Annotated in this window: 16 protein-coding genes; 7 read left to right on the top strand and 9 right to left on the bottom strand. The window is 63.7% G+C overall.

Translation table 11 applies throughout. The annotated features are described in order from the left end of the window. Window positions 1–161 precede the first annotated feature (161 nt). Together dapE and GGR23_RS05055 are read left to right on the top strand one after the other, a co-directional pair. Window positions 162–1,355 carry a succinyl-diaminopimelate desuccinylase gene (dapE, locus tag GGR23_RS05060; protein ID WP_183365038.1) on the top strand — a complete coding sequence of 398 codons (1,194 nt, stop codon included), beginning with the start codon at window positions 162–164 and terminating at the stop codon, window positions 1,353–1,355. Then, window positions 1,342–1,938: a hypothetical protein gene (locus GGR23_RS05055; RefSeq protein WP_183365037.1), complete on the top strand. Its 597-nt coding sequence runs from the start codon at window positions 1,342–1,344 to the stop codon at window positions 1,936–1,938. The genes dapE and GGR23_RS05055 overlap by 14 nt, the downstream gene beginning before the upstream one ends. Here the strand turns inward: GGR23_RS05055 and truA are convergent. The 4 genes from truA to GGR23_RS05035 all read right to left on the bottom strand — a co-directional run bounded on the left by truA (window position 1,935) and on the right by GGR23_RS05035 (window position 5,809). Then, window positions 1,935–2,699 (bottom strand): tRNA pseudouridine(38-40) synthase TruA, encoded by a 765-nt coding sequence (gene truA / locus GGR23_RS05050; RefSeq protein ID WP_183365036.1) that lies wholly within the window; start codon window positions 2,697–2,699, stop codon window positions 1,935–1,937. The two genes, GGR23_RS05055 and truA, sit on opposite strands and share 4 nt — an antisense overlap. After that, entirely contained in the window at window positions 2,699–3,637 is a 939-nt protein-coding gene (fmt, locus tag GGR23_RS05045; RefSeq protein ID WP_183365035.1) for a methionyl-tRNA formyltransferase, read from the bottom strand. The genes truA and fmt overlap by 1 nt, the downstream gene beginning before the upstream one ends. 37 nt (window positions 3,638–3,674) lie before the next feature. Further along, window positions 3,675–4,187, bottom strand: coding sequence for a peptide deformylase (gene def, locus GGR23_RS05040; RefSeq protein ID WP_183365034.1), 513 nt, complete (start codon window positions 4,185–4,187; stop codon window positions 3,675–3,677). A 92-nt stretch (window positions 4,188–4,279) separates the two neighbouring features. Beyond that, window positions 4,280–5,809 carry a globin-coupled sensor protein gene (locus GGR23_RS05035; RefSeq protein ID WP_183365033.1) on the bottom strand — a complete coding sequence of 510 codons (1,530 nt, stop codon included), beginning with the start codon at window positions 5,807–5,809 and terminating at the stop codon, window positions 4,280–4,282. Between the two features lie 243 nt (window positions 5,810–6,052). On the opposite strand from GGR23_RS05035, the gene GGR23_RS05030 reads away from it, so the two are divergent. From GGR23_RS05030 to GGR23_RS05020, 3 genes are all read left to right on the top strand, one after another. Beyond that, window positions 6,053–7,237, top strand: coding sequence for a DNA recombination protein RmuC (locus GGR23_RS05030; RefSeq protein ID WP_183365032.1), 1,185 nt, complete (start codon window positions 6,053–6,055; stop codon window positions 7,235–7,237). 46 nt (window positions 7,238–7,283) lie between these two features. Beyond that, window positions 7,284–8,183 carry a ribokinase gene (locus tag GGR23_RS05025; protein ID WP_183365031.1) on the top strand — a complete coding sequence of 300 codons (900 nt, stop codon included), beginning with the start codon at window positions 7,284–7,286 and terminating at the stop codon, window positions 8,181–8,183. A 287-nt stretch (window positions 8,184–8,470) separates the two neighbouring features. Then, window positions 8,471–10,831, top strand: coding sequence for a methyl-accepting chemotaxis protein (locus GGR23_RS05020; RefSeq protein WP_183365030.1), 2,361 nt, complete (start codon window positions 8,471–8,473; stop codon window positions 10,829–10,831). Between the two features lie 73 nt (window positions 10,832–10,904). Here GGR23_RS05020 and GGR23_RS05015 read toward each other — a convergent pair whose 3' ends face one another. After that, window positions 10,905–11,849 carry a nucleoside hydrolase gene (locus tag GGR23_RS05015; RefSeq protein ID WP_183365029.1) on the bottom strand — a complete coding sequence of 315 codons (945 nt, stop codon included), beginning with the start codon at window positions 11,847–11,849 and terminating at the stop codon, window positions 10,905–10,907. A gap of 246 nt (window positions 11,850–12,095) precedes the next feature. Here GGR23_RS05015 and GGR23_RS05010 point away from each other — a divergent pair, with 246 nt between their 5' ends. Together GGR23_RS05010 and GGR23_RS05005 are read left to right on the top strand one after the other, a co-directional pair. After that, complete coding sequence (locus tag GGR23_RS05010) at window positions 12,096–12,527, top strand: Hsp20 family protein (protein WP_183365028.1); 432 nt, start codon at window positions 12,096–12,098, stop codon at window positions 12,525–12,527. Window positions 12,528–12,572: 45 nt separating this feature from the next. Next, window positions 12,573–12,827, top strand: coding sequence for a BQ00720 family protein (locus GGR23_RS05005; RefSeq protein WP_183365027.1), 255 nt, complete (start codon window positions 12,573–12,575; stop codon window positions 12,825–12,827). Window positions 12,828–12,843: 16 nt separating this feature from the next. Here the strand turns inward: GGR23_RS05005 and trmB are convergent, their stop codons facing one another. From trmB to lnt, 4 genes are all read right to left on the bottom strand, one after another. Then, window positions 12,844–13,545 carry a tRNA (guanosine(46)-N7)-methyltransferase TrmB gene (gene trmB / locus GGR23_RS05000; protein ID WP_183365026.1) on the bottom strand — a complete coding sequence of 234 codons (702 nt, stop codon included), beginning with the start codon at window positions 13,543–13,545 and terminating at the stop codon, window positions 12,844–12,846. 11 nt (window positions 13,546–13,556) lie between these two features. Then, complete coding sequence (gene metK, locus GGR23_RS04995; RefSeq protein WP_183365025.1) at window positions 13,557–14,801, bottom strand: methionine adenosyltransferase; 1,245 nt, start codon at window positions 14,799–14,801, stop codon at window positions 13,557–13,559. Between the two features lie 179 nt (window positions 14,802–14,980). Further along, window positions 14,981–15,400: a helix-turn-helix domain-containing protein gene (locus GGR23_RS04990; RefSeq protein WP_183365024.1), complete on the bottom strand. Its 420-nt coding sequence runs from the start codon at window positions 15,398–15,400 to the stop codon at window positions 14,981–14,983. 146 nt (window positions 15,401–15,546) lie between these two features. Next, complete coding sequence (lnt, locus tag GGR23_RS04985) at window positions 15,547–17,139, bottom strand: apolipoprotein N-acyltransferase (protein WP_183365023.1); 1,593 nt, start codon at window positions 17,137–17,139, stop codon at window positions 15,547–15,549. Window positions 17,140–17,275 lie beyond the last annotated feature (136 nt).

The raw sequence follows: 17,275 nt of genomic DNA, 5'->3' as shown, positions 1-17,275 counted from the left end.
TTCAATGAAGTGTGGACGGCGGGGGCTTGTGGAAAGCCGCCCGCCGTTGCATTTTCGCGGGCATTGGGTGCTCTCGCCGCAATGCGAGGCGGGCAGCGCCCCTCCAGAGCAAGCCCCGGCATCTCCGGCCGGAGCGCCAGAACCCGTGGACCGCGCCCGACATGATTTCCAAAGACCCCGTAGCCAACCTTCAGGCGCTCGTGCGCTGCCCCTCCGTGACGCCTGCGGAAGGCGGCGCCTTGACGGCGCTCTCCGTCATGCTTGCGCCTCTGGGCTTCAAGGTGGAGCGCATGACGGCAACGGAAGAGGGAACCCCCGACATCGAGAACCTCTATGCGCGGATCGGCACCGCCGGCCCGCACCTGATGTTTGCCGGCCACACGGATGTCGTGCCTGTTGGGGACGAGAAGGCCTGGACGCATCCGCCCTTCTCCGGGGAGATCGCGGACGGCATTCTCTACGGTCGCGGCGCAGTGGACATGAAGGGCGGCATTGCCTGTTTCGTGGCGGCCACAGCCCGCTACATCGAAAAGCACGGCGAATTCCCCGGCTCGGTTTCCTACCTCATCACCGGTGACGAGGAGGGGCCGGCGGTAAACGGCACCATCAAGCTGCTCGAATGGGCTGCAGCGCGGGGCGAGCGCTGGGATGCATGCCTCGTCGGAGAACCCACCAATCCGGAACGGCTGGGCGACATGATCAAGATCGGCCGGCGCGGCTCGCTGTCCGGCAGGATCACCGTGCATGGCGTGCAGGGACATGCGGCCTATCCGCACCTGGCCGACAATCCGGTCCGGGGCATCCTGCAGCTCACAGCCGCGCTCATGGACCCGCCCTTCGACCACGGCACGGACGAGTTCCAGCCTTCGAACCTCGAGGTCACGACCATCGACGTCGGCAACGCGGCCACCAATGTCATTCCGGCCAGGGCGACCGCCAGCTTCAACATCCGCTTCAACGACACCTGGAGCGCCGAGACGTTGCAGGCGGAGATCATCCGCCGGCTGGATGCGGCCGCCGCCGAGGGCTCTCTCCGTCCGGGCCGCAATCCGGTGCGCTACGACATCGCCTGGTCGGAACGGCCAAGCCACGTTTTCCTCACCCGCAACAACGGCCTCATCGCCGCGCTGTCGGGAGCCATCCAGACGGTAACGGGCCGGGAGCCCAAGCTGTCGACGACAGGCGGCACCTCCGACGCGCGCTTCATCAAGGATTATTGCCCGGTCGTCGAATTCGGCCTTGTCGGGCAGACCATGCACATGGTCGACGAGCGTGTTCCGGTGCAGGAGCTGGAGGAACTGACCCGCATCTATTTCACCTTCCTGGAGCAGTGGTTCGGCAATGCCGGGGTTTGAGGAGGTCAAGTTCTATCTTCAAGGCCTCTGGCTGATGATCCTGGGCAATCCGGCCGGGGTGACGCGGCTGGATACCAGCCCGCGCGGAAGCCTGCGTTCCTTCTGGGCCATCCTGTGGTGCCTGCCCCCGATCCTGCTGTCCTGGATATCCACGCGCATGGCCTTCATCGCCGCCATGCCGCCGGGAACGGAAGCGGGCGGCCTGTTCTTCTTCCGGCTGGCGCTCTCCGAGTTCTTCGGCTGGATCGTCCCGGTGCTGCTGGCCGGGGTGCTGCTCGCCATTGCCGGCTTCGGTGACCGGTTCAACGGTGTGGTGGCTGCCACCAACTGGCTGTCGATCCCCTTTGCCTATGCCAACGGCTTCCTGATCCTGCTGATCCTTCTCGTTCCGGGCCTTCCCGGACTGATCGCCTTTCTCTGGCTGATCCTGGTCTCGATGTTCCTGATATCGCTGGAGCGCATCTACCGCATGCTGTGCGGCGGCAACACGCCCCTCATCGTGGCGCTGGTGCTGATGCAGATCGTGCCGGTGCTGTTTCTCTCGGACTGGATCAACGGCTTCCTTGGCGTCGCCGTGCCTTAGCCGGCGGCCTCGGCATCCCTGTAATCGACCTGCAGGAAATAGAGCCCTTCCGGCGGCGCAACCGGACCGCAGGCCTTGCGATCGCGCGCTTCCAGGACGGCCTGCACGTCGTCGGGCGTCCATTTTCCCTCGCCGGCAAGCTTGAGGGTTCCGGCAAAGGAGCGGATCTGGTTGTGCAGGAAGCTCTGCGCGGTGGCGCGGATCTCGATGAGATCGCCCGCGCGGCTCACATCCAGCCGGTCGAGCGTGCGCACGGGGCTCGTGGCTTGGCAGTGGGCGGACCGGAAGCTCGTGAAATCGTGGTGACCGACAAGCCGTTGCGCGGCCGCATGCATGGCCTCAGCGTCGAGCGCCTTCGGCACCCACCACGCCCGCCCCGCCTCTATGGCGAGCGGCGCGGGACGCGAGATGATGCGATAGAGATAGTGGCGGCGGATGGCGGAAAAGCGGGCGTCGAAACTGTCGGGCACCTGGCGTGCATCGAGGACCGCAACCCGCTCGCCGGCCATGGTGAGATGCGCATTGAGTGCATTGCGCAGCTTGTGATCCGGCCAGTCCCGGCCGAGATCGACATGGGCGACCTGTCCCATCGCATGCACGCCGGAATCCGTGCGTCCGGCGCCGCGGATCGAGACCGTCTCCCCCGTCAGCGACAGAACCGCCTGTTCGAGTGCGCCCTGGACGGACTGGCCGTTCTCCTGTCGCTGCCAGCCGACATAGGGCGTCCCGTCATATTCCACGAGGAGGCGGTAGCGGGGCATCAGAAAAGCCTCGTGCCCTTGGGAAGTGGTGTGCCGCGCAGGAATTCCGCGATGTCGAGCGGCTTGCCGCCTGCCTTCTGAAGGCGCTTCAGGCGGATGGCCCCGGTGCCGCAGGCAATGGTGCCCTCGTCGTCGAGCAGGGTTCCGGGCGCACCGGCACCCGTTTCCCGCAGCTCGGACTTCAGCACCTTCACGCGCTCGGCCCGGTCTACTGCCGGAAGCTCGAACCATGCACCGGGGAACGGGGAAAGGCCGCGAATGCGATTGTGCACGTCCCTTGCCGGCTGGGCAAAGTCGATGCGGGCTTCGGCCTTGTCGATCTTGGCGGCATAGAGCACGCCGTCTTCGGGCTGCGGCACGAGAGGGAGGTCGCCGGCTTCGAGGCGGTCCATGGCGTCCGCCATCAGCGCGGCGCCCGCCTGCATCAGCGCATCGTGCAGTTCGCCGGCGGTCATGTCGGCACCGATTGGCACCCGGACCGTCAGGGCAACGGGCCCGGTGTCCAGCCCCTTGTCCATCTTCATGACCATGACCCCGGTCTCGGTGTCTCCGGCCATGATCGCCCGCTGGATGGGTGCGGCACCGCGCCAGCGCGGCAGAAGCGAGGCATGGCCGTTGTAGCACCCGAACTTCGGTGCATCGAGAATGGCCTGCGGCAGGAGCAGCCCGTAGGCGACCACCACAGCCACGTCGGCTTCATGGCTGGCGAAGCGGGCGCGGTCCTCCTCGTTCCTGAAATTCAGCGGCGTGAAGACCGGCAGGGAAAGCGCCTCGGCGGCCTGATGCACCGGCGACTTCACCAGCTCCAGACCGCGCCGGCCCGCCGGCCGGGGCGGCTGGGAATAGACGGCAACGATCTCGTGGCCGGCAGCGTGCAGCGCCTTCAGCGTCGCGACGGCGAAATCGGGCGTTCCCATGAAGACGATGCGCAATGCCATGAAAGGCTCTTCCCCTTGCGGAGGCTTTCCAGGGCGCTCAGATGCGGCCCTTGGCGGCCTTGGTGAACCTGCGAATGACCATGTCCCGCTTCAGGCGCGAGATATGATCGATGAACAGCGTGCCGTTGAGGTGATCGATCTCGTGCTGGAGGCAGGTGGCGAGCAGTCCGTCTGCCTGCATTTCCTGCTGCTTGCCATCGCGGTCGACGAACTTCACCGTGACGGCCGCCGGCCGTTCGACTTCGGCATAGTAGTCGGGAATGGACAGGCAGCCCTCCTCGTAGGCGCTGCGCTCCTCGGCAGAGGCGACGATCTCCGGATTGAAGAAGACCAGCGGCTTCTTCTCCTCGCCGTCCTTCGACACATCGATGACCACAAGCCGGCGCGGAACGCCGATCTGGATCGCGGCAAGGCCGATGCCTGGAGCGTCATACATGGTTTCCAGCATGTCGTCGGCAAGGCGCAGGCTTTCGGCATCGATGCGCTCGACCGGAGCGGACACCTGGCGCAGGAGGGGATCGGGAAGGATGATAAGGGGCTTGATCGTCATGGCACTCCCATAACCGATCTTTCCGCCGGAGGGAATTATCGCGGGATGCCGCAGGCGGTTTTTTCTTCGCCTGCGGTGCTTCCGGATGGCGCTCAGGCGGAGCGGCGCAGCTCCTCGGCGGCAGCGCCGCTGAAGGCACCGCCCTTGAGGCGGTTCTCGCTGCGGGTGCGGAACCCGCGCAGGGCGGATACCAGCCGCTCGACTTCCTGGCGCAGCGTCGTCGTCTGGTGCGAGCTGTGCTCCACCATCCCGGCATTCTGCTGGGTGATCTGGTCCATGTTGATGATCGCGGCGCTGACTTCGCGCAGTCCGCCGGACTGGCTCTCCGCCGCCGATGCGATGCCCGAAACGATGCTGTTGATCTCCACGATGCGCTGGATGATCTTGTCCAGTGCACCGCCCGCCTCATTGACCAGGCTGACACCGGTCTGCACCTGATCCGAACTCTGCGAGATGAGCGACTTGATTTCCCGTGCGGCACTCGCGCAGCGCTGCGCCAGTTCCCGCACCTCCTGGGCCACCACCGCGAAACCGCGCCCGGCCTCGCCGGCGCGGGCGGCCTCGACACCCGCGTTCAGCGCGAGAAGGTTGGTCTGGAAGGCGATTTCATCGATGACGCCGATGATCTTGGAAATTTCGTCCGAGGATTTCTCGATCGCGCCCATGGCGCCGACCGCCTTGGTCACCACGGCACCGGATACCTGTGCTTCCGAGAGTGCCTGCCCGACGACATCGGAGGCCTTCTTCGCACCGCTCGCCGTGGCAGTCACGTTGTTCGTCAGTTCCTGCAACGCCGCCGTGCTTTCCTCCAGACCTGCCGCCTGCTGTTCGGTCCGGCGGGCGAGATCGTCGGTTGCCTCCGCGATCGAGGAGGTGCTGCCGAGGATCTTCTCCGCCGCGTGACGGACGGTCGACAGGGCCTCGCGCAGGTTTTCCGCAGCACCGTTGTAATCGTGAACCATGCTCTGGAAGCTCTCCGGCAGGTCGTCGGGCATGCGGCGCTCCAGATCGCCCTTGGAGAGGGCCTCCAGAACCGATGTCAGAGCGGCAAGCGCCTCGTTCTGCTGGTCCTCGACGGTCTTGCGGGCGTGTTCGGCCTCCTTGCGCTGCGCCTCGAGGATCTCGAGATAGACCGAGATCGAATAGTCCATGTCCAGGATGGCGGCCTTGACGATCGCCGAGATTTCCGTGGCAAGCCGGCCGGATTTTCCGCGGCCGAAGCGGGAGGGCCAGCGCTTGGCAACGACGGCGTGGATCATCTGCTCCAGCAGCAGGCCGTAGCCGCCGATATACCAGCGGGGCTCGAGACCGATGCGCGCATGGGTCGCGCCGATCTTCTGAACGCCCTGCACATAACGGGTGTTGTACTCGCCACTGGAAACCACGCCCCAATGCTCCATCTGGCGCGACTTGGCGCTCTTCATGTGGGCATCATTGCGGAAGAAGGCAGCGGTCTCCGGGACCGAGGCGACCTTGGCATAGAAGGCGTCCAGGCCGGCATCCATGGCCTCGCGGATCACGGGGCTCAGCTCCCGGAGGATTCCGCGGGCATTGTCATCGAGGCCTATGAATCCGAGACGGGTTTCGAGATCGCGCCGCGCATCAGTTTCGCTCATGGTCATCTCCTGCTGCATTGCGGGATAGTCTCGCAACATGAAAGTATTTGCATATAATTATCAAAACCTTCTGGTAAAAATTGATTTAAGTTCATACTGCAACTTTTCAGCAAAGGTTTGATAGTTGACCCGTTAGGGTCCGAACGGGCCGCACCGACGGCGCAAAAACGTGCCTTGAAGGGCTTGCAATTCAAGGCTTGTTCATGGTTTGATCCGCATCCGGCAGAATGGCAGGGCGGACATCGCACGATGCGCGAATTTTTTTCTCAGACCGGCCTGACCGGTACCAACCCAGCACTTCTGCTCGGGGCCGTTTTGTTACTTGCCCTGTTGATCCTCCTTCTCGCGATCATCTTTCGCCGCCCTCGACAGCCCGCGGAACAGGAGCAGGCCATGGCTGCGATTCTTCGCGCGCAGGCGGAACTTCAAGGAAGAGTACAGTCTATGGCTGAAATCCTTGGCCATCGGCAGTCGGAGCTCAACCGCATCGTCGGCGAGCGAATCGACGGCATGACGGGCCGGATCGGTTCCACCCTGCAGGCCCAGGCCGAGGCGACGCATGTCAACCTCAAGCACCTGCAGGAGCGGCTTGCGGTCATCGACGCGGCGCAGGCCAATATCCAGACCCTGGCTCGGGACATGGCCGGGCTGCAGGCCATCCTCTCCAACAAGCAGACGCGCGGTGCCTTCGGCCAGGGGCGCATGGAGGCGATCATCGCCGACGGAATGCCGATTGGGGCCTATTCCTTCCAGGCGACGCTGTCCAACGGCAACCGGCCCGATTGCCTGATTGCCATGCCGAATGGCGCGCCCGGCCTGGTCGTCGATGCAAAATTTCCGCTGGAGGGCTGGAACGCCTATCGGCAGGCACCCGATGCGGAGCGCCGGCATGCGGCCGCACAGGCTTTCCGCCGGGACATGGACGTGCATATCCGGGCCATTGCGGAGAAATACCTGATCCCCGGCGAAACGCAGGAAACGGCCTTTCTCTTCGTGCCGTCGGAATCGATCTTCGCCGATCTTCACGAGAGTTTCGAGGCGGTGATCCAGCGCGCGCAGAAACTGCGCATCATGATCGTTTCTCCCTCCCTGCTGATGCTGTCGGTGCAGCTCATGCAGGCGCTTCTGAAGGATCAGCGCATGCGCGAGCAGGCCCATCTGATCCAGGCGGAGGTCGCGGCCCTCATGCAGGATCTCGGCCGGCTCGATGACCGCGTGCTCAAGCTCCAGAGCCACTTTGCCCAGAGCCAGAAGGATGTGGAGGCCATCCTCACCTCCACCTCGAAGATCAGCCGGAGAGGCGAGCGCATCGCGGGGCTCGAACTCTCCGCACCGGGTGGGGAGGCGGCGAATGACGGGGATAACCGCGCGGGCCAGCGCTTTGCGGAAAGCGTGACGGGCAAATTGCGGCTCAGAGTGGTTGACGAGGAGTGAAACGGTCGGGCAGTGTCAGGCCGAACAACCATTCCGGAATGATACGATGATCACAGTCCTCGGCTCCATCAACATGGACCTCGTCGCCACCACCGCCCGGCTGCCGAAGCCCGGCGAAACCGTATCCGGCAACAGCTTTTCCACCGCCGCGGGCGGCAAGGGCGCGAACCAGGCGCTGGCCGCCCAGCGTGCCGGGGCCAAGGTGCGGATGGTGGGGGCCGTCGGCGATGATCCCTTCGCGGCGCAGGCAACGGCCATGATGCACGTGGCTGCCGTGGACATGCAGGGTGTCAAGACCTCCCCGCATCCCACCGGCACGGCGGTCATTCTCGTCGGGGGCGACGGCGAGAACATGATCGCGGTCGTTCCCGGTGCCAATGGCACCGTCTCTGCCGAGGACGCGCGGGCGGCGGTGTCCTCCATGAAGCGCGGCGATTACCTGCTCGTCCAGCTGGAAGTTCCCCCGGAAGCGGTGGACGCTGCGCTCGACGCAGCCCATGCCAAGGGCGTGGTCACGGTGATCAACATCGCGCCGCTGACGGACCGGGCGGCAGAGCTCGGCCGCAAGGCGCATATCGTGATTGCCAACGAGACCGAGTTCGAACGCCTGGCAGGGCAGGACAGGCTGTCGCCCGATGACCGGATTGCCGCCCTGAAGCGTCTTCATGCGGAAAACGGGCAGACCATCATCGTCACGCTCGGCGCCGAAGGCGTGATCGCCATCCGCGACGGGAAGCTCCACAAGGCGAACGGCCTGAAGATCGAACCCGTCGACACCGTCGGGGCCGGAGACACCTTCTGCGGCTACTTTGCCGCCTCCCTCGAAAGCGGCATGCCTTTCGAGAAGGCACTGCGGCGCGCAGCCGTCGCGGGTTCCCTCGCCTGCCTGAAGCATGGCGCACAGCCATCCATCCCCATGGCAGAAGACGTCGACAGGGCCGTCTGAGGCCCGCCTGCCGGCGTTCACGCCGGGCCGCTTTTCACTCGCCCCGGGGTCGCCATTGCACGCCTTTATCGGCCTCTCGAACCCTCCCGATTTTTCGGGAGGAGCCGGCCCGCGTGTGGCTTGTGTTCATTTGTAACATTTATGGTTGATTAATAACGATCATGTTACCTCAGGGGACGGATGGCGCGATGGGTGCGGTTCTGGCCGCCAGCGTTCGAAAGCTCCATGAAAGAGCGGACCCCGCTTTGCAGTTTGTGGAGGACGAACTGCGAAACAGCAGAGGCACCATGCTCAAATCCCGTTTCAAGACCATTGCGATCAAACTCATTGCCGTCAGCGGCGTGGCCATTGCCGCGGTTCTTCTGACGACAAATGCCGTGATGATCGCCGAAACCCGCTCCCGGGTGGAAACCATGACGCTGGACCAGGCGCAGGCCGAGGCCAAGGCCATTGCCAACGGCATCGCGGCCGATGTCTCGCAGCTTGCCGGGGCGGCGCATTCGATGTCCGGCGTCATCGGCCGTTCGCATCAGGGAAAGCTGATCGACCGCAAGGGGCTGATCGACATCCTGAAGGCCAATGTCGAGGAATACGACTTCGCTTTCGGCAGCTGGATGCAGGAAGAGCCGAATGCGCTCGACGGGCAGCAGGAGGCGGCAAAGGGCCAGCTCGCGCTCGGCGGCAACAAGAATGGCGTCTTCACGCCCTACTGGACCAAATCCAGGGACGGCAGCATCAAGCTCTCCACCTTCGAGGAAGCCTATAACGACGCCTGGCATGCACTTGCGGCGAAATCGCTCAAGGGCGCCATGACGGATCCCTACACCACGCAGGAGGTGAAGGAGGTCATCACCTCCATCGCCTATCCGGTGCAGTCCAACGGAAAGCTCATCGGCGTTTCCGGGATCGACATCTCGCTTTCCTCGATTGCCAAGCGCCTGCAGGCGCTGCGCCCCCTGGAAACCGGCCGCGTCCTTCTGCTGTCCCAGAGCAGCAAGTGGATCGTCCCCCCGACCGAAAAGCAGCTGGTGAAGCCGTTCGAGGGTGAAGGCAAGGCATCCGTGGATGCAGCCCTGAAAACGGGCACGCCGTCGGTCCTGAGCGACCTGACCGATAACGAAGGCCGCAGCATCTATCGCGTTCTCTATCCCTTCGACCTGCCCGATCTGAACGCCCGCTGGGTGGTGATCGTCGATGTGCCCGTCAGCGCAATTTCCGCCGCCGTCGATTCCCAGACCTGGCTGATGGCGGCCGGCGGCCTGATCATGCTGCTTGCGGTGATGGCTGCCCTCTATTTTGCGGTGCGGGCCTTCGTGAAGAAGCCGCTCGACGCGCTCGTGGCCGATGTCGGCACCCTGTCTGCGGGCCATTACGACCGCCCGGTCTCCGGCCAGGACCGCACCGACGAGATCGGATCGGTCGCGACAGCGCTCGAAAGCTTCCGCCACGCCCTTGCCGACGCAAGGCAGCTGGAGCTGGACAGCGCGACCCAGCGCGCCGCCGCCGAGGAAGAGCGCTCGCGCAATGACAGCGAACGCACGGAATCGGCCAACCTGCAGCGTCATGTGGTGCAGTCGCTCGGCAGGGCGCTCGCGGAACTTTCCCGCGGCAATCTCGCCTATCGCATCGAAGACAACTTCCCGGGCAACTATGCGGCCCTGAAGCAGGACTTCAACAGCGCGCTGGTCAGCCTCGAGGAAACCATCCTGACGCTGCACGGCACCGTTCACAACATCAACAGCGGAACGAACGAGATCAGCCGCAGCACCAACGATCTCTCGCACCGCACGGAGCAGCAGGCGGCAAGCCTGGAAGAAACCGCGGCGGCCCTCAACGAAATCACCGAGCAGGTGAATTCGAGCGCCGACAACGCCCGCGTGGCTGCAACCACCGTCAACACTGCCTGCTCCGATGCGGAGCGTTCCGGTGAAATCGTCCAGAAGGCGATCGACTCGATGCGCGGCATCGAAGAGTCCTCCCTTCAGGTATCGCGCATCATCGGCGTCATCGACGAGATCGCCTTCCAGACCAACCTTCTGGCACTCAATGCCGGGGTCGAAGCAGCGCGTGCAGGCGAAGCCGGCAAGGGCTTTGCGGTCGTGGCGCAGGAAGTGCGCGAGCTTGCCCAGCGCTCCGCCAGTGCCGCGAAGGAGATCAAGGGCCTCATCAATGCTTCCGGCGAGCAGGTGAAGGAGGGCGTCGATCTGGTAGCCCAGGCGGGGACGGCGCTCGGCCGGATTTCGGATCAGGTGATGCAGATCAACAGCCTCATCCGCCAGATCTCCTCCTCCGCAAGCGAGCAGGCCGTCGGCCTGAAGGAGATCAACGCGGCCGTGAACCAGATGGATCAGGTCACCCAGCAGAATGCGGCCATGGTCGAGGAAACCACGGCGGCGAGCCTGGTCCTGAACGACGAGGCCAACACGCTGAAACAGGTGGTGAGCCGTTTCACCGTCTCAGGGGCACCGCGTCAGGCCGCGCCCGTGCCGAACGCCCAGCCGGTTGCGGCCCAGCGCCCGGCCCCTGCGCCGCGCCAGCCGCAGGCCTCCGCACCGGCCGCGCCGCCGCCGCGCCGTGCCGCACCCTCCCTGCCCCGCACGGGTGGCGCCAATGCGCTCGCGCCTGCGGCCGACTGGGAAGAGTTCTGATCGCCAGCCCCTCACACGACAAAAGCCCCGCAACCGCGTTGCGGGGCTTTCGTTTTCCCGGGACAGGGCCCGTTCAGATGCGGGCGAAGCGCTCGATCAGCAGGTCGAAGAAGCCATCGGCATCCACCGAACGCATCACCTTCACGTTACGCTTCCGGTCCGTCACGTGCCACCAGTCGACCACCGTCATGCCTGCCGTCAGTTCAGACTCCGTCTCGATCTCGACATTGCAAAGCCGTCCATTGAAGAGCTCGGGCTTGAGAAGGTAAGCCACAACGGTCGGATCATGCAGCGGCCCGCCGTCCGAACCGTATTTCTCCACGTCGAACCGCTCGAAGAACTCCAGCATCTCCACCATGGCGATCGCCGGCGGGGTGCCGATGGCCCGCATCCTGTTGACGCGGTCCTTGCGGGTGAGAAGCTGATGGGTGACATCCAGCGGCATCATCACCATCGGAATTCCGGCCTCGAAGACGATCTTTGCCGCTTCCGGATCCACATAGATGTTGAACTCGGCGGCAGGCGTGATGTTGCCGCCTTCCGAGAAGCCGCCACCCATCATCACCAGTTCCCGGATCTTCGGAGCGATATCGGGCGCGCGGGTCAGGGCGGTTGCAATGTTGGTGAGCGGACCGAGCGTGCAGAGCGTCACGGTGCAGGACGGCTCGTTGCGCAGTGTCTCGATGATGAAATCCACCGCATGCTGCGGCTGCAGCGCGAGCGTCGGCTCCGAAAGCTCCGGACCATCGAGGCCGGTCTTGCCATGGACATGTTCGGCCGTCACCAGCGGGCGCTTCAGCGGGCGGTCGGCGCCGGCGAAGACCTTCACGTCACGGCGATTGCACAGCTCGCACAGGATGAGCGCGTTGCGCGCGGTGTAGCTGAGCGGAACATTGCCGGCGACGGTGGTGATGCCGAGAAGTTCCAGTTCATCAGGACTGCCGAAGGCGAGGAAAATGGCGGCCGCATCGTCCTGGCCAGGATCGGTATCGATGATGATCTTTCGTTTCTCGGTCATGCTCTCACACTCGTTTTCTCAAGCGGTCTTTGCTGGTCGGGCCAGCACCTGACGCCGGGCCGGTGGCGTTGTCAAGAAGCACCATTTACCAATCAGTAAAATTTCCGGAACCGGCCCCGGCAGCTGTGCGCTGCGCTGGCCGGGAAGCGGCTTGCAAGCATCCGCGGCTCTCCCCATATTGAGTTCGGCCGGATGCCCGCGCAGAGGGGTCCGGATGGGTCGCTTGAACGCAAGGACTTGAAGACGATGAGCCGCATGCCCCCCTTTGCCAGCCCGCTGCTGCTGGGCTTCGATGCCATGGAAAAAACGCTCGAACGCATTGCCAAGGCGAGCGATGGCTATCCCCCCTACAATATCGAACGCCTCTGCGGCGACCGCGACCGCAACATTCCCGAGCGGCTGAGGATCACGCTGGCGGTGGCCGGCTTTTCCGAAGACGAGCTCGAGGTGACGACGGAAGAGAACCAGCTGGTCATCCGCGGACGGCAGCAGGAACAGGCGGAGCGGGACTATCTCTACCGCGGGATCGCCGCCCGGCAGTTCCAGCGGATGTTCGTGCTGGCGGACGGCATGCAGGTGCTGGGCGCAAGCCTTCGCAACGGCCTGCTTTCGGTCGATCTCATTCGCCCGGAACCCGAGCGCATGGTGAGGAAAATTAACATTTCGGTTTCAAACTGAACCAACGGCGAGAATTGCCGAAACCCTTATTCAGGAGGGACCGGAATGTTGAAAGATGTCCACGCACGCCTGACTCAGTCCGAGCTCGCCCATCTCGGGGCGGGTGAAGTCGGCTATATCAGGAAGATGCGCTCGGAAGAGGTTTCCCGTTGCTTCCCGGAAGCACCGGAGATCGATCCGTCGCTCGATCTGTGGGCCCTGTTCGGTGCGGATGGCACGCCCATCCTGCTCACGGACAATCGCTCGAGCACCTTTTTCAAGGCTGCCGAGGATGACCTGAAGACGGTCAGCCTGCACTGACGAAAGGCCGGCGCGTTCAGACGCGCCGGAATGTGAGATAGGCGGAAGAACGCCCCTCGCGCCGCGCCTTGGCCTCGTATCGCGTACCCGGCCAGGTGGGGAAAGGCTGCAGCCAGTCGCTGGCATTGCGCGCCGTCCAGGCAAAGCCGCCATGATCCCGGCAATGGATCAGCGTCCAGTTCACATAGGTATCGATGTCCGAGGCAAAGCAGAAATGCCCGCCCGGCTTCAGCACGCGGTGAAAGCGTGACAGGTTGACCTGCGAGACGAAACGCCGCTTCCAGTGCTTCTTCTTCGGCCACGGGTCGGGATAGAGCAGATCGATCTGGTCGATGCTCGCCTCGGGCAGCCAGTCGAGGAGCTGCGTGGCGTCATCGTCGTAAAGACGGAGGTTCTTCAGCCCCCGCTCCTCTACCTTGGCCAGCATCTTCGCCATGGAATTGACGAAAGGCTCGACGCCGATGAAGCCGGTTTCCGGCTGTTCTCCGGCGCGGTGGGCGAGATGTTCTCCCCCACCGAAGCCGATTTCCAGGCGGATACGGGTTACCGGCACCGGAAAGAGCGTTGCCAGATCGGCGGGCGCAGCCGCCTTCAGATGGATCTTCAGCTCCGGCAGGGCCGTTGCCATGGCTTCCGCCTGCGCCTCGCGCAAGGGCTTTCCCTTGCGCCGGCCGAAGAAGGCTTCCGTGGCGCGCTGGCGGCGTTCGCTCTCACTCATCAGACCGGCCCTTATGCCGCAGCCTTGACGGCATCCTTGAGGGCCTTGACCAGATCCAGCTTCTCCCAGGAGAAGGATCCGTCACGGCCCGCCTTGCGTCCGAAATGGCCATAGGCCGCCGTCTTGGCATAGATGGGGCGGTTGAGGTCGAGATGCCGGCGGATACCCGACGGCGAGAGATCCATGACCTTGCGGATCGCGTGTTCCACCTGCTCGTCGGATACTTTGCCGGTGCCATGCAGATCGACATAGACCGACAGCGGCTGGGCGACGCCGATGGCATAGGAAAGCTGGATGGTGCAGCGGTCGGCGAGACCGGCGGCAACCACGTTCTTCGCGAGATAGCGCGCGGCATAGGCTGCGGAGCGATCCACCTTGGTGGTGTCCTTGCCGGAGAAGGCGCCGCCACCATGGGGCGCGGCACCGCCATAGGTATCGACGATGATCTTCCGGCCGGTCAGGCCCGCGTCGCCATCCGGTCCGCCGATCACGAACTTGCCCGTGGGGTTGATGTACCACTTGCAGTCGTCGGCAATCTTCAGGTCGCCAAGGGCTTCGCGGATATAGGGCTCGACCACGGAACGAACCTTGGCGGAATCCCAGCTTTCGTCGAGATGCTGGGTGGAGAGCACGATCGAAACCACATCGGAGGGCTTTCCATCGACGTAGCGCACGGTCACCTGGCTCTTGGCATCGGGGCCGAGCTTGCCGGCATCGCCTTCGCCCTTCTTCCGGGCCGCAGCCAGCAGCTGCAGGATCCGGTGGGAATAATAGAGCGGGGCCGGCATCAGGTCGGGCGTCTCGCGGCAGGCATAGCCGAACATGATGCCCTGGTCGCCGGCACCCTCGTCGCCCTGGCGGTCGGCTGCATTGTCCACGCCCTGGGCGATGTCCGCCGACTGGGAGTGCAGGAGCACGTCGATCTTCGCCGTCTTCCAGTGGAAACCGTCCTGCTCGTAGCCGATGTCGCGGATCGCGCGCCGGGCGGCGGCCTTGAACTTCGACGGGTTGATCACGTCGTGACCGTTCTTGTCCTTCTTGAGCAGGCTCGGCGGCAGGCGTACCTCGCCCGCGATCACCACACGGTTCGTCGTCGCCAGGGTTTCACATGCGATGCGGACGCTCCAGGGATCGACACCGGTCTTGGCTGCTTCGCGATAGACGAGATCGACGATTTCGTCAGAGATGCGGTCGCAGACCTTGTCCGGATGGCCTTCGGCGACGGATTCGCTGGTGAAGAGGTAGTTGCTGCGCATGCGGGATTCCCCTCAAAGAAAAAGACGATGACTGTGTTAGTCAGATCGGGCCGAAATGACAAGCACAGAAGGATATACATATATCTTTATGTGCCCGTTATCACAGCGCACTTGCGCCGCCCTTGCGGCATAAAAAAAGCGGCCCGGAGGCCGCCTCTCTCATTCACCTGCCAGAGGTTTCACTCCATGTCCGCTTCGGCGGCCAGCGCCTTGACGAGATCGACGAGACGGCGGCGAACCTTCGGATCCGTGATTTTCACGAATGCGCGGTTGAGTTGCAGCCCCTCGGAAGAGGAAAGGAAGTCGACGACATAGTTCGAACTGGAGGATTCACTCATGCCGCCGGCGGCGGAATGGGCCTCACCCGGCGCATCTTCGAAGAAGAACGACACCGGCACGTTCAGTATGTTCGAAATATTCTGCAGACGGCTGGCACCGACCCGATTGGTGCCCTTCTCGTATTTCTGGATCTGCTGGAAGGTAATGCCAAGACTTTCGCCCAGCTTTTCCTGACTCATTCCCAGCATCGTCCGGCGCAACCGGATCCGGCTGCCGACATGAATGTCGATCGGATTCGGTTTCTTCTTGTTCTCAATCATTTCGCGGTCCTAATTATCGGTTCGAAAAGTCCCCTGCGGGTACCGCCAACGACCCTCACGCCGAGTTCACTCAACACAGCGCCTTCAGCCGCAGCTGATGGCCATTGCCCCCAAGCGCGACACTATGCAATTTTGGGGGTTTTCGGTCAATTCGTTCTGCTTTTAAAACCAGCGCGTGAGAAAGCTGCCCATAATGTCAGAGAAAGTTCAATCAACCAGAAGTGAAGATTTCTGTCTTCATGGGACCAGTTTTTTTGAACCGAACTACCCAAGGTCGCCTGAATGACCCCCTTGGCATTCAAAGCAAGTCCAGAAATAATTTCTCCGCGATTGTTAATAAGTGCGGATATACCGTTATTCGCATCTCGAATCATGGGCAGGCCGGTTTCCACGGCGCGAATCCGGGCCTGGTGGAAGTGCTGATAGGGGCCCGGCGAATTGCCGAACCATCCATCATTCGTGAGGTTGATCAGCGCTGTAGCGCCATCGACCGATGCGCCGATCTCGTCGGGGAAGATGGCCTCATAGCAGATGAGCGGATAGAGCTTCAGGCCGCCCGGCAACGCCAGAAGCTGCGGCGCCGGCGCCGCCGAAAAGCCGCCGGGCATTTCCGCAACCGCCTTTACACCCATTCCGAGCAGGAACTCCTCGAAGGGCACGTATTCGCCGAATGGCACCAGATGCACCTTGTCGGCGGCGCCGATGATGTTGCCGCGCCCGTCTATGACGAGCATCGAGTTGTAATAGCGCGGCACCGAGCCTGCCGCGCCTTCCTCCTCCCGAACGGCACCCGCGATGAGGATCTGGTCGTCATCCAGCACATCGGCGATCCGCGTCAGGGCATCCCTGTTGTCGGTCAGGATGAAGGGAATCGAGGTCTCGGGCCAAACGACGATGTCCGGCTTCGCCTCGTTACCCCTGACCGGTTCGGCGGTGAGCTTCAGGTGCTCCTCGAAGACGGCCGACTTCTCCCGGTCGTCCATCTTCTTGGCCTGGTCGATCACGGGCTGAACGAGGCGGATCACCGGCGAGGAGGAGGCCTGCGGATCCGGGGGCAGGTTCATCCGGTACAGTCCATAGCCGGCATGCGCCGCAATCAGAAGCAGTGCAAGCCCGACGCCGGGAACCGCACCCTTGCGGGTTCCGAACAGGGACGGCGCCGCGAAGACGAAGACGGCAGCGGCGGTGACGCCGAAGATGCCGGCAAAATGGGCCGACTGCATGAGAAGCGGCATCGGCATGGCGCCATAGCCGATCGCATTCCAGGGAAAGCCGGTTGCCAGCCAGCCCCTCAGCCACTCCGCAAAGGCAAAGGAGGCGGCAAGGGAGGCGATCCGCCCCGCGCCGTCGGACCAGAAGAGCCGCGCAAGTGCAGCGGCAAGCCCATAGTAAAGGGCAAGGAAGGCCGGCAGTCCGAGGATGGCGAAAGGCAGCGCCCAGGCAAATTCGTCGGCCTCCACCATCAGCGCATTGCCGATCCACCAGAGCCCGCCGACGAAATAGCCGAGCCCGAACAGCCAGCCGAGGAAGAAGGCGGCCCGAAGCTTTGCGAAGATACCCGTTCCGGGCGCGCCTGCCAGCCCATCCATCAGCCAGACCAGCAGCGTGAAGGAGAAGAAGAGGGCAAGGGGAACACTGACCGGCGCCATTGCCAGATTTCCGGCGGCACCGGCGAGAAGGCCGATCAGCGCACGCTTCCAGCCCCATTGAAGCATCACCCAGCTCGCCAGTCTTTCCACGCCATCCCCCGCCTGCATCCGCGAATCAATCGGGGAACAGTGTTTCAAAAACCGGGGGATTTGTCCCTAGTCATGGAGGGGGCCCGCCTGAGGCAGATGCGGCTTGCGCTGTCTGCCCCGAGGCTGGCGTTGCTCC

The sequence above is a fragment of the Gellertiella hungarica genome (genome assembly GCF_014197145.1).
GTDB classification, from domain to species: domain Bacteria; phylum Pseudomonadota; class Alphaproteobacteria; order Rhizobiales; family Rhizobiaceae; genus Gellertiella; species Gellertiella hungarica.
This window is presented reverse-complemented; position numbering and strand designations above follow the sequence as displayed.

What these genes read in the sequence shown, in the direction of transcription:
- dapE (WP_183365038.1), top strand. Translation starts at nt 162, where the DNA reads ATGATTTCCAAAGACCCCGTAGCCAACCTTCAGGCGCTCGTGCGCTGC.
- GGR23_RS05055 (WP_183365037.1), top strand. Translation starts at nt 1,342, where the DNA reads ATGCCGGGGTTTGAGGAGGTCAAGTTCTATCTTCAAGGCCTCTGGCTG.
- truA (WP_183365036.1), bottom strand. Translation starts at nt 2,699, where the DNA reads ATGCCCCGCTACCGCCTCCTCGTGGAATATGACGGGACGCCCTATGTC.
- fmt (WP_183365035.1), bottom strand. Translation starts at nt 3,637, where the DNA reads ATGGCATTGCGCATCGTCTTCATGGGAACGCCCGATTTCGCCGTCGCG.
- def (WP_183365034.1), bottom strand. Translation starts at nt 4,187, where the DNA reads ATGACGATCAAGCCCCTTATCATCCTTCCCGATCCCCTCCTGCGCCAG.
- GGR23_RS05035 (WP_183365033.1), bottom strand. Translation starts at nt 5,809, where the DNA reads ATGACCATGAGCGAAACTGATGCGCGGCGCGATCTCGAAACCCGTCTC.
- GGR23_RS05030 (WP_183365032.1), top strand. Translation starts at nt 6,053, where the DNA reads ATGCGCGAATTTTTTTCTCAGACCGGCCTGACCGGTACCAACCCAGCA.
- GGR23_RS05025 (WP_183365031.1), top strand. Translation starts at nt 7,284, where the DNA reads ATGATCACAGTCCTCGGCTCCATCAACATGGACCTCGTCGCCACCACC.
- GGR23_RS05020 (WP_183365030.1), top strand. Translation starts at nt 8,471, where the DNA reads ATGCTCAAATCCCGTTTCAAGACCATTGCGATCAAACTCATTGCCGTC.
- GGR23_RS05015 (WP_183365029.1), bottom strand. Translation starts at nt 11,849, where the DNA reads ATGACCGAGAAACGAAAGATCATCATCGATACCGATCCTGGCCAGGAC.
- GGR23_RS05010 (WP_183365028.1), top strand. Translation starts at nt 12,096, where the DNA reads ATGAGCCGCATGCCCCCCTTTGCCAGCCCGCTGCTGCTGGGCTTCGAT.
- GGR23_RS05005 (WP_183365027.1), top strand. Translation starts at nt 12,573, where the DNA reads ATGTTGAAAGATGTCCACGCACGCCTGACTCAGTCCGAGCTCGCCCAT.
- trmB (WP_183365026.1), bottom strand. Translation starts at nt 13,545, where the DNA reads ATGAGTGAGAGCGAACGCCGCCAGCGCGCCACGGAAGCCTTCTTCGGC.
- metK (WP_183365025.1), bottom strand. Translation starts at nt 14,801, where the DNA reads ATGCGCAGCAACTACCTCTTCACCAGCGAATCCGTCGCCGAAGGCCAT.
- GGR23_RS04990 (WP_183365024.1), bottom strand. Translation starts at nt 15,400, where the DNA reads ATGATTGAGAACAAGAAGAAACCGAATCCGATCGACATTCATGTCGGC.